Here is a 14,522-nt window from a genome sequence, read left to right as displayed (position 1 = left end):
AGAGAGCCTATTGGCTCTCTTTTTATTTGCAATTCACCCAATTTGTATTATTTATATTGAGATATAAGCTCATCTGTAACTGAAAATACGGTGTCAATTAATTTTTTACCATTTATGTTGATAACAAGATTTAGATCACCAGATACTGCAAAAACGTTTGCTTCGTACATCAATTATTCAATTCATCTGCAAAATATGCAGCAATCGCTAAATCAATAAAAAGTCGACAGCATCGAGTTGCATTACACTCTCAAAGTTCCCTTATTTAGATCATTTGTGTGACCAAAGTCACCATTTTATTTTCAGTTTGCACCCATTCTCACTTTTAATTGAGAGCAAAATCGCTATCATGCTCGCCATTCGGACATCACTAACACGCATGGATTAGCGAGTTACTTATTTTTAACAGAGAGAGTTCCATTATGCGTAAATCACTTTTAACTCTTGGTCTTTTAGCAGCTACTGCTGCGCCAGCAATGGCAGCAGACTACTCAGACGGCGACATCCACAAAAACGACTACAAGTGGCTGCAGTTTAACCTGATGGGTGCCTTCAACGAGAAACCAGGAAACTCAAACCACGATTACCTTGAAATGGAATTCGGCGGCCGCTCTGGTATCTTCGATCTTTACGGCTACGTTGATGTATTCAACCTAACTTCAGATCCAGGCAGCGACAAAGCTGACGCTCAAGCTAAGATGTTCATGAAGTTTGCACCTCGTATGTCTATCGACGGCCTAACAGGTAAAGACCTTTCTTTCGGTCCAGTTCAAGAGCTATACGTAGCTTCTGAAATTACGTGGGATGGTGTTAACACTACTGATACAACGTTCGGTGTAAACCAACAAAAAATCGGTCTTGGTTCTGACGTAATGGTTCCTTGGTTAGGCAAAATCGGTCTAAACCTTTACGGTAACTACGATTCAAACCAAAAAGACTGGAACGGTTTCCAGATCTCTACTAACTGGTTCAAACCTTTTTACTTCTTCGAGAACGGTTCATTCATCTCTTACCAAGGTTACATCGATTGGCAATTTGGTATGAAAGATGAGTACAGCGCAGAAAGCAGCGGTGGTGCTATGTTCAACGGTATCTACTGGCACTCAGACCGTTACGCAGTAGGTTACGGCCTTAAAGCTTACGAAACTGTTTACGGTCTAGAAGACGGCGGTTTTGCAGGTCGTACTTCAGGCGTAGGTCACTACCTTGCAGTAACTTACAAGTTCTAATCAGAGCTTTAAGAAAACTTCCTAAATGGCACCTTCGGGTGCCATTTTTTATTGCTTTCATATTCTGTAACGCTATCCTGAGGACCTATTTGATAAAACTAGGTCGTATTGTGAATATTACTGTAGTCGGCCCAGGAGCCGTTGGCTCACTTTGGGCAATTAAACTTCATCAAGCTGGTCATAACGTATCAGTGTGGAGCCGCTCTACTCAAACAGACTACCTAATATCACTCGATGACCAAGCTGAAGTTCGATTCGACAATAATAATCAAACGAAGCTTGCCGATAGTGATCTTATCTTAATTACGGTAAAAGCTTGGCAGGTGGAATCTGCAATACTGCCGCTTATTCCTCATATAGATAAAGATACCATTCTTCTGTTCATGCATAACGGTATGGGCGCAGTAGATAACATCGCTTCACATATTGAACCATTCCCGGTAGTTCTCGCTACTACAACTCAAGCCGCTTATAAAAGTTCACCAACTCAGGTGCATCATACTGGACTGGGCAATACCCAACTTGGTGGCTACAACAGTAACGGCAACCAATGTGCCTTCTTGGTTGATGTACTCAATCACGCCCTACCCGACGTTGTTTGGAACAGCAATATCCATCAAGCGTTGTGGGACAAACTTGCGGTAAATTGCGCGATTAACCCTTTAACTGGTATTGAACAGGTTAAAAATGGTCAACTTGCTGAAGAGAAGTATCAAGCCGTAGTCAATGACATCGTTGCTGAAGTCGTTGAAGTGATGACAGCAGAGAATCTACCAACCTCTATCGAATCACTCAGCTCAATCGTTCAACAAGTTATCCAAGCTACTGCGGCTAACAACTCATCGATGAAGCAGGATATGTTCTATCAGCGAAAAACTGAGATCGACTTTATTACTGGTCACTTGCTCAATACAGCTCGTAAGCACGGTATCGCAACGCCAGCCAATCAAGCGCTCTTTGACCGAGTAAAACAACAAGAAGTGCTTTGGCATAAATAGACAGATATATTTTGCCCCCACGATCAAGCAACTCACGATACAATAAATAGAGGCGCTAAGTTCAGCGCCCTATCCAAACTCAACTCTTAGGTAATCTTAGATGCTAGACATCCAACACATTCGCAATCAATTTCCTGCGCTCACCCAACAGGTTAATCAACAGCCTCTGATCTACTTAGACAGTGCTGCGACGACCCAGAAACCTCAAGTGGTGATCGATGCGATTAGTGACTATTACTCTAAGCAAAATGCCAATGTTCATCGTGGAAGCCATAGCCTTACAGCCAAAGCCACCAGCCAATTTGAGGCAGCGCGAGATAATGTTGCTCAGTTTATTGGAGCAGCTTCAAGCAAAGAGATCATCTGGACTCGCGGCGCGACTGAAGCTCTTAACTTAATTGCCCAAACCTACGCTCGAAGCTCTTTAAAGCCGGGAGATGAAATTCTAATTAGCGAACTTGAACACCACGCTAACATTGTTCCGTGGCAGATCGTCGCTGAGCAAACTGGTGCAAAGGTAATTAAGGTACCAATGACCAGAGAGTGCCAATTTGATGTTGCTGCTTTTGATTCTCTGTTGAATGACAAAACTAAAATTGTCGCACTGGCACAAGTAACTAATGTCACGGGTACGCGCCAGCCTATCGAAGAGGTAATAACAAAAGCACACTCAGTCGGTGCGATCGTAGTTGTCGATGGTGCGCAAGGGATTGTTCATGAGCCTGTCAATGTGACTGAGCTTAACGCTGATTTCTACGTATTCTCAGGACACAAGCTTTATGCGCCAGCAGGGATCGGTGTGCTTTATGGCAAACTAGAATTACTAGAGTCGATGCCACCTTGGCATGGCGGAGGAAAAATGGTTGAGCGTGTTTCTTTTGAGGGCACGACCTACTCTGCACTACCTGGAAAGTTTGAAGCAGGTACACCTAATGTGGCTGGTGCAATCGCATTGGACTCAGCGATTCAGTGGCTAAGTCAATTCGAACAACAGCAAGTCGAATCGCACATTCATCAACTGGTCGATATGACCTACCAAGCTCTGTCTCAATTGGATGACATCAAAGTGATTGGTTACCAACCTAACTCCAGTGTGGTCACATTTATTATGGATGGCGTGCATCATCAGGACATCGCGACTCTGCTCGATCAGCAAGGCATTGCGGTTCGCGCTGGTCACCACTGTGCTCATCCATTGATGGATGCGTTGGGAATTAAAGGCACGGTGCGGGGGGGGGGGGGGGGGGGGGGGGGGGGGGGGGGGGGGGGGGGGGGGGGGGGGGGGGGGGGGGGGGGGGGGGGGGGGGGGGGGGGGGGGGGGGGGGGGGGGGGGGGGGGCTCTCGCAGCCAGCCACAGTCACTTGCTCACTTTTCAACTCTTCAGGCATTTGAGGAAGTTTTTTTCCCCACTGAATCACTTGGCGATAGCGATCTTCCCAGCCATGAAACGTTGCCATTTTCTCGACAATATCATCACTGGTAATCGTTGCACCAAAAGGAGAGTCAGGAAATGAATGCATCTGTCGCTCCTACTTCTTGTACTTCTGAATTAACTTTTCAACGATGCGCGATACAGCGACAAAGCCAAAGGTTGCGGTTACCACAGTCGCAGCGCCAAACCCCGTCGCACAATCCATACGTTTAGGGCCTTCAGCTGTCGCTTTTGCTGCGCATACACTGCCGTCAGCTTGTGGGTATTTCAGCTGTTCTGTTGAGAATACACACTCAATACCAAACTTGCGTGCAGGGTTCTTCGGAAAATTATGATGACGACGCAATGTATCTTTCAGCTTCTTCGCTAGTGGATCTTGAATCGTCTTTGTTAAATCAGCAACTTGAATCTGCGTCGGATCAACTTGACCACCAGCACCGCCAGTTGTAATCACCTTAATCTTGTTGCTTCGACAGTACGCCAGCAGAGATGCTTTTGCTTTCATGCTATCAATCGCATCCAAGACGTAGTCGAACTCTTTGGTAATGTACTCAGCTTGATTGTCTGGGCCAATAAAGTCATCAATCAGATTTACTTTACACTCAGGGTTGATCAACTTAACACGCTCAGCCATCACCTCAATCTTGCTTTGACCAACCGTACCTGTCATTGCATGGATCTGACGGTTAATGTTAGTCACACACACATCATCCATATCGATCAAGGTTAGTTCACCAACACCAGTACGAGCCAAAGCTTCAACAGCCCATGAACCAACACCACCGATACCAACCACACAAACGTGTGCCGCTCTTAAAATTTCAACTTCGCTATTGCCATACAGGCGACGAGTTCCGCCAAATCGTTGGTCATAATTTTCAGAAGCTGGTGTGGTCAATTCACGCATTGTTGCCGCCAATTTATTACATTAGAAAAAGAAAGAGTGCGTTTTATACGCACTCTTGAATAAAAAGTCTAGGGGATTAGCCGATGTAGTTCAACGGGCGACCTTACTCTGCCTTTTCAGGCGGCAACGCCCATGGCGCTTCAGTTGCACTGCCGTCTAAGCCAAGTTTCCAAACGCGGCCAAAGTGCTTGTAATGTCCCGCTTCCGTACCTGCTCTAGCCCCCATACCATGATAGAGGTCTAGGTGGTTCTGCTTCACCGCGCCGCCAGTGTCTAGCACCAGCAATAAACGAAGTTGATGAGCTCCACTCCAGGTGCCGTCTGCATTAAGCAGTGGAACTTCGGCTAAGATAGGCGTACCCATAGGCAGGATAGAACGATCACCAGCAACTGCAGCCATTGGTAGCAGTGGAATGCCCGCACTACCCATCACCGACAAGTCTTCATTCGCTTGGAAGAAAACAAAAGAAGGGTTCTGCTCTAGAAGCTCTTTTACGACCTCTGGATTATTTTCCATCACCCACTCTTTAATAGCTTTAAGAGACATCTTTTCACGAGGCACCAGACCACGCTCAATCAATACGCGTCCAATACTGACATACGCTTTGTTGTTTTTACCGGCATAGGCAAAGTACTCGAGAGTATCATCGTCGCCAAAGTGCACAAAACCACTGCCCTGCACTTCCATCATGAAAGGATCGATACGATTCGCGGCATAGCCAAGTTCTAGTCCGAGTCCATCCAGTGCACCATCGTAGATTTCCGCACGTGTTGGGCACTCTTGACCGCAGTTAGGTAGTGCATAGACAGGGTATCGATACTCTTCGTTGGGCTCGTGGCGGAGTTCCATAACAGGTGAGAAATAACCAGTAAATAGAACATTACCTTGCTTATCTCCTCCACCCAGTTGCGCAGCCTGCACACCATAATTCGCAAGATCTTGTGGATTGCCACTCTGTAGGGCCCACTCGTTTAACTGTTGATAAAGTGGCTGATAGATTTTTGCCATCGAGGGAGATTTAGAAACCACCATCTCGGCTTGTTCAGAAAAAGCCGTGTAGTCTCTAGGGGAGTTGGTTTCGATTTGCTCAACCTTATTTAAGGTACGAGGAAATTCATCATCAAGATACTGTTGAGCGCGGTCTGTCGGTTGTGCACAGCCGAATAGTACAGAGGCCGAAACCAGAGGGAGCCATTTTTTAATCACAAGAATCATCCTAAAATTTCTATGCAACGAGGATGACAAAAACGGCTGAATAACACAATCTAAGTTTGTAAGAGTTTACAGTAAGATAACCTAACGAACTGAATGGTCGTTATAACCTTTTAGGCGAAAGACAGGATTGTAGTATGCATCAGAATCGAGCCTCATCTCAGTATTGTCCGAGTTAACCATCTTGAAGCGAAAAGTCTTCCCTGCAGAGCGATACTCAAAATAGTTTCCATCAAAGCTAAAATCAGTCGCAATCACTGAGCCAGCTACCGTCACACCTCGCTCATTCAATACGAACTCATCGGTGGCGTAATGTGCAACATTCTGCTCTACCCAAGTGCCGTAAATCATACTCTTAGGCGTCGATGCAGCCTGCATTCGGGAGAAGACATCTTGATACAAGATCACCACAGCTATCGAACCAATCAAAGCTAATAGCATCAAGCTACGCTCGACAAACTTACGTTTGAAGTTGGCGTTCTTTTGCTTATCCGCCTCGCTATACAAGCTCTTTGTGATGTCGTCGATTTTATTCTTACTTACTGGGGCTTGCATAACTATAACTACTCAATTTGAAGCAACTGACATTTTACACTTATTAAGATTACGGAATAAAGTATTCTTTAAGATAGTTTGCTCTTTATTCCAAAAATATTCTTGTTTACATTTGAATGAAAATGTTAGATTTAAGAATAAATAACCAGAACGGATTCTCTCTGTGAAATTAAGAAGCACCGCCTTAGTTAAAGGCTTCAGACAATCGACCCCCTACGTAAATGCTCACCGTGGAAAAACCATGGTTATCATGCTGGGAGGCGAAGCGGTGGCCGATCGCAACTTCGGTAATATTATCAATGATATTGCACTACTTCACAGCCTAGGTGTAAAAATTGTTCTGGTTCATGGCGCACGTCCTCAAATAAACGAACTGCTCGCCAAACAAGATTGCTACACACCGTACCACAAGAATGTCCGTGTGACTGATGAGTATGCATTGGGCGTAGCGATGCAAGCCGCTGGACAACTGCAACTTGCGATCACTGCTCGATTATCGATGAGTTTGAACAACACCCCAATGGCCGGCACTCAGCTCAATGTTATGAGTGGTAACTTCGTCACCGCACAACCTCTCGGGGTTGATGACGGTACTGATTATTGTCATAGCGGCAGAATTCGTCGTATTGATATCGAAGGGATCAACCGTACCCTAGACCAAGGCTCGATTGTTCTGCTCGGTCCCATTGCCAGCTCCGTAACTGGCGAGAGCTTTAACCTTCTTTCCGAAGAGGTCGCTACTCAAGTCGCGATTCGTCTCAAGGCAGACAAACTGATCGGGTTCTGTTCTGAACAGGGGGTTATCGACACCGATAGCAATGTACTCGCAGAGCTGTTCCCAAAAGACGCCAAGCAGATACTCGATCGTCTCACAGAATCGCAAGACCCAACTCTAGATATGGGCAGCGGTACACAACGATTCTTGAAAGGTGCCATTGCTGCGTGTCGCGCAGGTGTACCACGTTGTCACCTAATCAGCTACAAACTCGATGGTGCACTGATCCAAGAGCTGTTCTCGTTTGATGGTATCGGTACTCAAGTGGTTATGGCGAGTGCTGAGCAAGTAAGACAAGCTCAGATCGATGATATCGGCGGTATCTTCGACCTGATTCGCCCTCTTGAAGAGCAAGGCATTTTAGTTCGTCGCTCTCGTGAACAGCTCGAGCAAGAGATTCACCGCTTTACCATCATCGAGAAAGATGGACTGATCATCGGTTGTGCTGCACTTTACAGTTACCCTGAAGATCATATGGCAGAAATGGCGTGCGTTGCTATTCACCCAGATTACCGAGATGGCAACCGAGGACAACTGCTGCTCAACTACATGAGACATCAATCTAAATCCCAAGATATTGACCAGATTTTCGTGCTGACGACCCATAGTCTCCACTGGTTTAGAGAACAAGGATTTTATGAAATTGGTGTCGATGAGCTACCAATGGAGAAACAGGGGCTCTACAACTACCAGCGCAAATCAAAAATACTGGCATTGAACGTATAAAACAGGATGTTTTGTTCAGAGTTTGGGCACCGAAAATTTAAATTTGGTGCCTTTTCTCACTTTCGATAGAAATTGATTGCAAATGTAATCGATTACTATATGAGATTTATAAACTATGCACTTTAATTCACACTGATAATTGTATAGAATTTGGTCGATTTACATTCTCAGTAAACATTGATTGGAATCGTCTATGCCTCGGCATAGGGACTTGCACGGATTGCTATAACTTTAACATCGCAGGCTTAAACTTTGGCTATGCCCGTTAATAACAAAAAGCAAAAAGAGCATATTGATATGAGAACCGTTATTTGTAATTCGCTACAAAGCTTTTGGGATATGGCTGACAACCAATTTCTTGAAGGGTTAGATGTCCACTGTGTTTTTCCAGTGACTGACAACTTGAAGGAGTTTATCTTGAACTGCCAAGCAAAATACAAGATAAACCATATCTCTTTTACGAGAGCATTTCTGAGTAAAGACAGCTAGGTCTAGACTCAAAAGAAGCAACCATGGACGGCAGCTTCCCATCTTAGAATTACCTTCCGCTAGATTTCACTGCGCCCCAAACGCACCGCTAATCCGCTCACACGCTGAGTTTTCACCTTAATACTTCGCTTAAACACCGAGCTATCGCTAAACATCATCAAGCGAGATTTAGCACGTGTCACTCCAGTATAGATAAGCTCTCGCGTCAAAATCGGGCTGAACTCCGGTGGCAATATCATCAAGGTTAAATCGAATTCACTACCCTGAGATTTATGAATTGTCATCGCATAGGCGGTTTCATGCTCAGGAACTCGGCTAGGAAGTACTGCTTTGACACTGCCATCAGGCAGTTCAAAATAAACCTTAAGTCTTGGTGATGAACCATCTTCGGTAACAGTAGAATCCAGCATACAGAGACCAATATCGCCATTATACAAACCAAGGCCATGGTCATTACGTGTTACCATCACAGGGCGACCGTGATACCAAAGCTCTTCATTGTGCGGTTGGACCAGACGCCTCGCCGCTAATGCTCGTTCAATGCGTTGATTCAACCCTGAAACACCAAAATCACCATCGCGTACTGCACAAAGAAGTCGACACTGGCTGAAAAGATCGAGCGCTTGTTTGGCGCGCTCCTCTTGCTTCTCACCTTCAGCTAACGGTGGGTGAATACAATTTAAATAATTGCCGTATTCGTTTACTAGCGTACGAAGCATCAGGTTGTAGCTGTCACTAGAAAGCGAGTGATACTCAATATCGGCAAAGCCTTTGTTCAATACCACATCGACTTGAGCGGCCGAACCTGCATTAATTGCCTTGGCAAGTTGACCAATACCAGAGCGAGCATCAAAACGATAACTCTTTTGCAGCATACACAAACTATCAGCCACAGCAGGAGCACTCACCACATTGTGCGACTTGGATTGTCTGCCAGATAAAGAACTAAAGCCCGTCAGCTCAGCAATCAGGTTCCCTTGAGAAGCACTGTAACCATGAGCATTGAAAGCGCAGATATCGCCCAGTACCGCACCAGCTTCAACGGAGGCTAGTTGGTCTTTATCCCCCAGAAGAATCAAGCGTGCATGCGGAGGAAGAGCATCCACCAGCTTATACATCATAGAGAGGTCGACCATCGAAGCTTCATCGACGACCAAAATATCCAAATGCAGTGGATTTCGACGGTGATGTCTAAACTCGGCACGATTTGGAATGGCACCCAACAGGCGATGCAAAGTGCTCGACTCAGTTGGAATGTTCTCTTTGACGATAGGCTCAACAGGCAGTTGATCAATCGCCTTACCGATTGACTCAGTCAAACGCGCTGCCGCTTTACCTGTTGGCGCAACCAGTTTAATGGTCGGGGTTTTACCCAAGTTCAATGACTGCTCTACCATCGCAGATAACAGTTTTGCAACGGTGGTGGTTTTACCTGTACCAGGACCACCTGATATCACTGCAAATCGACGGCTGAGTGCTACCGCTGCTGCTACTTTTTGCCAGTTGAGGCATACCGACAAAGGCACTAGCTCATCCAGTGCACTAAGGTCAGAAACCTGACGTGCATCTGTTACAACTCTATCAATCTCATTCCAATTCAGTTCGGATTCTGAGACAACATCTAAGTGATCGCACACCAACTGCTGGCGCAACACTTGCGAGCTTTGACCATTCGAATCAGCTTTGGCCAAGGCATTAAAAAGAAAGTGATAGCTCCGAGCAAATAGCTGATTAAGTGTTTGTGTCAGCGCTCGCTTCTGCTCCAGATTAAACTCCACCGGATGACTTAGGCGATTTAAAGCCTCAGCCAATACCACCTCATAATTCCAATAGCGCTGCAGATAGACACGCTGCCCGTCAAACATGAGTGGCTTAACACATTCAGCACTGGTGCCAACCAGACTTGAGTTACTCAAAATAGCAGACCAATCGATATTCAATAGTCGTTGATTAAGCTGTAGTGCTGCTTCACCATAAAGGCCGAGTAACTGCGCTAAGTCAGCGGGTATATTAGACTGATAGTGATCACTCACTGTCAGCTGCATACAGATATGGCCTTTACCTAACTCATGACTTACCACACCTGTAAGAAAGCCAAGCTGCTGTGCGGTACCGGCCTCTTGCGAGTAGCCACTCGCTTGCTGAGCAATAAAGCGAGCAAATTGATAATCGAGCTGGCGAATGGTGCCTTTGTCTGCCAATAGCTGCAGCACATCCATCAATGGCGCTTGGTGTAAATCAATGGGTGTCATTATATAAGCTCCATCTGTCCAGCTTGGTCATCATTCGATTGAGTTGTTTGGCGATCGACGACCTTGCCGTCAATCAATTGATCCATTTCATTGAGCATGGCTTCACTTGGTTTAGCGGAAAATATTCCTTGCTGAGATTGTCCATCCATACCACGTAAAAACAGATAATAAACACCGCCAAAATGCTTTTGGTAGTTGTAACTAGCAATTCGACTGCGCAGAAAGCGGTGCAGAGCTAAGGCGTAAATTTGATACTGCAAATCATATCGATGATCGGCCATGGCCCCCTTAAGGGCGTCGCCATGATAAACCGCCACATCATCCCCTAAGTGATTTGATTTCCAGTCAAGCACGTAGTATTTGCCTTCATGTTCAAACACCAAATCAATAAAGCCCTTCAACATGCCTTGCACAGTGTGAAAACCGAGGTCGCCAGCTTTCGCCGAAAGAGGATCATGATACTGAATAACACGGTTGAGTTCTGAGGATGCTAACACCTCAATGGGCAATAAAAACTCCATCTCAACAAGTCGCTGAGAAGCATTTTTCTCGCTTAACTTAAGCTTTTTACCATCTAAAGCGGTGTTGAGCACGGTATCAACCAATTGTTGAAGAACCGGTAACCACTCAAGCTCATACTGTTCAAGTTCCAGTAAGTGAGTGATCACTTGAGTATTGTGCTCGCTGGTCGCAGGCTCGGTAAACTCGACTTCTTCAAACAGGGTATGCAAAAACGTACCCGGTCTTGCTCCTCGAGGGAAAGTAAAGATAGAACGCTCTGGCTCAATCAGCTCGTCTTCATCCTGCTCATCGGCAGAGTCAATATCAAAGCCCGATACCTCCATCGTCGCATCATGACTTGCGCCATGACTTCCTTGCTTGACTAACCCAGAGTAACTGGTGATACGCCACGCACGGTCAATCGACGCCTTCAACTCTTGAGCTTGGAGATCAGGTTGTGGTTCTGATTTAGCTACAAAAGGTTGCTCATGCTGCGTAGGCGTTTCGCTCAGCGTAATACTTTGATTAACACTCTCTAAACTCGCCAACGCTTGCTGTAGTTCAGCAATGCTGCACTCTTTCCCATTTTGAACCAGATAGCCCATCGCGCTCAAATGCACACCCGTCGGCTCTTTGGTTGAGCGCCCCTTGCGCAGTGGTGCCATACCAATAAAGCAGCCGTAAACAGCACGGGTTAGCGCTACATAGATCAAACGTAAGTCTTCCGCTAAGCGTTCTTTGTCGGCTTGCGCTAACGCGCCATCACTGGCTGTGATATCAAGCACAGTGGTGTCTGTAGCGTGGTCGTAATATTTACCTTCGCTCGCTTCACGGTAGCTTGCTACAAACGGTAAGAACACTAAGTCATATTCCAAGCCTTTGGACTTATGGATAGTAACGATTTGCACCAAGTTTCTTTCTGACTCTAGACGTTGAATATCATCTTCACTGCCACCCAAACCATTCTGCGCATCGATGATCGCTTCCGCGAGCCAGCGCAACAGTCCATAGTCACTGTCTAGCTCTTGTCTCGCTTGCTGGAGCAATTCTCCAATGTGCATTAAATCCGTCAGTGCACGCTCCCCGTTCTCTTCTTCCAACAATCGCTCAGCTAGGTGGCGCTTACTCATCACCGCTCGTAACATCGGTAGCACACCGCGCTGTAGCCACAGCTTTCGGTACTCACGAAATTCATTAACCGCATTTTCCCAAACAACCTCATCATTGTTCAGTTGGTCTAGTGATGCCGCATCAAGGGCAAACAACTCAGAAGCCAGGCAAGCGCGAAGAGCTCGGTCATTTTCAGGAGTTAGTACCGCTTGCAACAAACGTTGAAGATCTTGAGCAACAAGACTGACAAAAACACTGTCTCGGTTAGAGAGGTAAACACTGGCGATGCCTTGCTCTGCAAGAGCCGTCTTAACCAAACGCCCTTCACTACCAGTTCGCACCAATACAGCTATATCACCCGCTTGAATCGATTTTTGGCTTTTGCCGTTATCAAGAAACGCTTGCTGATCTTGAGAGGCGGTCAATATTGTTTGAATTTGGCTCGCAGTCGCTTCTGCCATCGCTGCGTGATATTCCCCTTTAGGTAAAGGCTTGTCTTCCGCCTCTTGCAGCCAAAATGTCACCGCAGGTTGAACCTCATCACCAAGTGTCCATTGACGCAAATCGGCATTTGGACTCGAAGCGACAGGGAGAAACGGAATATCTTCGTCATAGATAAACGGACTATCAGAGTTGCTAAACACCTGATTGACCGCACTCACCATATCTGCACTTGAACGCCAGTTAGTGCCAAGAGTGTAGTGGGCACTCACTTGGTTACGCGCTTTGATATAAGTAAAAATGTCTGCACCACGGAAGCCGTAAATCGCCTGCTTCGGGTCACCGATCATAAACAAACCACATTGTGGGCTATCCAGATAAATACGACTGAAGATGCTGTATTGCAGAGGATCGGTATCTTGGAATTCATCGATCATCGCGACCGGATAAAGCGCGCGAATTCGTTCGACTAACAGTGATTGCTCATCGACATCAATCGATGCTGAGAGCTGGGTAAGCAGATCGTCAAACGAGAGCCACTGCTTCTGCTCTTTGGCAGCGGCAAGCATGGTTCGACAATGGGTAATCGCATGCGCCAGTAGCGGCGCTTTCATATCTGCTGGCTGTGCTAAGAAGGTCTCGATCGCCTCAAAAACCTCATGACAAGGAGCAGTGCCCTTCGGCGTTTTTTCATTCAGCGTCGATTGAGCAAACTTCTCTAGTTTATCTGGGTACTGATAATCATGTGTCTCACTTTTCGCCCAAGTCGTTACCGCTTCTAACCAAGTCGGCAGTGACTTTTTAGTGTAGCTGCGTTTGTTAACATCTGAGCCCGAGATAATGGGCAGAAAGTCCTCTTGCGATGCCAGCCATTGTGCTTTGAGCGCTCTGATTTTGTCGAGATTGCTGTTGTGAAGAGATTGCAGATCACCAGACATCGCCTCTACCGTTAGCTTTAACGGCGCGCCTGTCAGGTAGCGATTCACATCCGCTAACAGAGCAGAAGGTGAACCCCAGATATTACGTACTTCGCCAGCCAACTGCAGCGGTAATGGGTAGAACTGTTTACGCCAGTAATCCGCCACCACTTGTGCTTTTAGATGACTTTCGTCGGTCACAAATTCATTGTCAAAGCGACTGCCCGACTCAAAAGCATTTTGCGTTAGCATGCGTTGGCAGAAGCCGTGAATGGTGTATACCGCCGCTTCGTCCATCTGCCTTTCAGCATTAAGAAGGATTTTGGCAGCCCCCGCATGATCGTCAATGTCTTCAAGTAGAGGAGCAATCACAGGATCGCCACTCTGACCACGCGAGAAAGCAATGCGCGCATCGTGAATTCGTGCTCGAATACGATCTCTAAGTTCCGCGGTTGCCGCTTCAGTAAAGGTCACCACCAAAATCTGATCGACCGTTAGTGGTTGCTGGTGTCGACTCGGCTCTTCACCGTTTACGCCAACCTCAGAGGTACCGTGACCAAGCAAAAGTCGCAGATACAAACCGGCTATCGTGAAGGTTTTACCCGTACCCGCAGAGGCTTCAATCAATCGCGCCCCATGCAGAGGAAACGTCATGGTATTAAGCGCTTGTGGCGTGATAGCGAGATCACGATTTGTGGTAGTCATACCGAGCTGCCTTCTTCTTAATTATTCTGTTACAAATGTGACCTAGTATCAAAAACGTCATTCAAATCTGGTCTTGTACCAATATCTTATTAGGGAGTGCGATCTCTCTCACGGATCAATTTGGTGCACGTCGTTACTATGCGCCCACGAGTTCAGGCAAGCGATTACTTTTTCGCCACCAAAGAACCAAAAGAATAATGGTCCCTCTGACCTGTGGCCGTACAGCGAACGCCCTACACTAATAATGATTTACTGGCGGCCACTTTAATTCC

The 14,522-nt window shown here is 46.3% G+C and carries 9 protein-coding genes and 2 pseudogenes; 5 read left to right on the top strand and 6 right to left on the bottom strand.

Annotation, left to right across the window (positions count from 1 at the left end; genetic code table 11):
* Window positions 1–422: 422 nt before the first annotated feature.
* The 3 genes and pseudogenes from VFDL14_RS10900 to csdA all read left to right on the top strand — a co-directional run.
* On the top strand, window positions 423–1,229 hold the full coding sequence (locus VFDL14_RS10900) for an outer membrane protein OmpK (RefSeq protein WP_032551414.1): 807 nt from the start codon (window positions 423–425) through the stop codon (window positions 1,227–1,229).
* Window positions 1,230–1,339: 110 nt separating this feature from the next.
* Window positions 1,340–2,227, top strand: coding sequence for a 2-dehydropantoate 2-reductase (panE, locus tag VFDL14_RS10905; RefSeq protein WP_032551413.1), 888 nt, complete (start codon window positions 1,340–1,342; stop codon window positions 2,225–2,227).
* Window positions 2,228–2,327: 100 nt separating this feature from the next.
* Window positions 2,328–3,458, top strand: a pseudogene (gene csdA / locus VFDL14_RS10910) (cysteine desulfurase CsdA); the annotation flags it as partial.
* Window positions 3,459–3,564: 106 nt separating this feature from the next.
* Here the strand turns inward: csdA and VFDL14_RS24960 are convergent.
* From VFDL14_RS24960 to VFDL14_RS0123210, 4 genes and pseudogenes are all read right to left on the bottom strand, one after another.
* A pseudogene (locus VFDL14_RS24960) lies at window positions 3,565–3,747 on the bottom strand (SufE family protein); the annotation flags it as partial.
* A gap of 9 nt (window positions 3,748–3,756) precedes the next feature.
* The gene (gene tcdA, locus VFDL14_RS10915; protein WP_032551412.1) at window positions 3,757–4,566 is read right to left on the bottom strand and encodes a tRNA cyclic N6-threonylcarbamoyladenosine(37) synthase TcdA; all 810 of its coding nucleotides are present in this window, start codon (window positions 4,564–4,566) and stop codon (window positions 3,757–3,759) included.
* 103 nt (window positions 4,567–4,669) lie between these two features.
* Entirely contained in the window at window positions 4,670–5,782 is a 1,113-nt protein-coding gene (gene mltA, locus VFDL14_RS10920; RefSeq protein ID WP_032551411.1) for a murein transglycosylase A, read from the bottom strand.
* Window positions 5,783–5,863: 81 nt separating this feature from the next.
* A complete protein-coding gene (locus tag VFDL14_RS0123210; protein ID WP_032551410.1) occupies window positions 5,864–6,334 on the bottom strand; it encodes a DUF2850 domain-containing protein in 471 nt (156 codons plus the stop codon).
* 163 nt (window positions 6,335–6,497) lie between these two features.
* Here VFDL14_RS0123210 and argA point away from each other — a divergent pair, with 163 nt between their 5' ends.
* Both argA and VFDL14_RS10930 read left to right on the top strand, forming a co-directional pair.
* Window positions 6,498–7,835, top strand: a complete 1,338-nt coding sequence (argA, locus tag VFDL14_RS10925; protein ID WP_032551409.1) for an amino-acid N-acetyltransferase — start codon at window positions 6,498–6,500, stop codon at window positions 7,833–7,835.
* Window positions 7,836–8,132: 297 nt separating this feature from the next.
* On the top strand, window positions 8,133–8,324 hold the full coding sequence (locus VFDL14_RS10930) for a hypothetical protein (protein ID WP_032551408.1): 192 nt from the start codon (window positions 8,133–8,135) through the stop codon (window positions 8,322–8,324).
* Between the two features lie 59 nt (window positions 8,325–8,383).
* Here the strand turns inward: VFDL14_RS10930 and recD are convergent, their stop codons facing one another.
* Together recD and recB are read right to left on the bottom strand one after the other, a co-directional pair.
* Window positions 8,384–10,576 (bottom strand): exodeoxyribonuclease V subunit alpha, encoded by a 2,193-nt coding sequence (gene recD / locus VFDL14_RS10935; protein WP_050487423.1) that lies wholly within the window; start codon window positions 10,574–10,576, stop codon window positions 8,384–8,386.
* The gene (gene recB / locus VFDL14_RS10940) at window positions 10,576–14,250 is read right to left on the bottom strand and encodes an exodeoxyribonuclease V subunit beta (protein WP_032551406.1); all 3,675 of its coding nucleotides are present in this window, start codon (window positions 14,248–14,250) and stop codon (window positions 10,576–10,578) included. The genes recD and recB overlap by 1 nt, the downstream gene beginning before the upstream one ends.
* Window positions 14,251–14,522 lie beyond the last annotated feature (272 nt).

The sequence above is a fragment of the Vibrio fortis genome (assembly GCF_000695685.1).
GTDB classification, from domain to species: domain Bacteria; phylum Pseudomonadota; class Gammaproteobacteria; order Enterobacterales; family Vibrionaceae; genus Vibrio; species Vibrio fortis_A.
Note: the sequence above shows the minus strand (reverse complement) of the source record. Positions and strands in the feature narration are given on the sequence as shown.

Coding starts and splice junctions, on each gene's coding strand:
- VFDL14_RS10900 (WP_032551414.1), top strand. CDS start 423: ATGCGTAAATCACTTTTAACTCTTGGTCTTTTAGCAGCTACTGCTGCG.
- tcdA (WP_032551412.1), bottom strand. CDS start 4,566: ATGCGTGAATTGACCACACCAGCTTCTGAAAATTATGACCAACGATTT.
- mltA (WP_032551411.1), bottom strand. CDS start 5,782: ATGATTCTTGTGATTAAAAAATGGCTCCCTCTGGTTTCGGCCTCTGTA.
- VFDL14_RS0123210 (WP_032551410.1), bottom strand. CDS start 6,334: ATGCAAGCCCCAGTAAGTAAGAATAAAATCGACGACATCACAAAGAGC.
- VFDL14_RS10930 (WP_032551408.1), top strand. CDS start 8,133: ATGAGAACCGTTATTTGTAATTCGCTACAAAGCTTTTGGGATATGGCT.
- recD (WP_050487423.1), bottom strand. CDS start 10,576: ATGACACCCATTGATTTACACCAAGCGCCATTGATGGATGTGCTGCAG.
- recB (WP_032551406.1), bottom strand. CDS start 14,250: ATGACTACCACAAATCGTGATCTCGCTATCACGCCACAAGCGCTTAAT.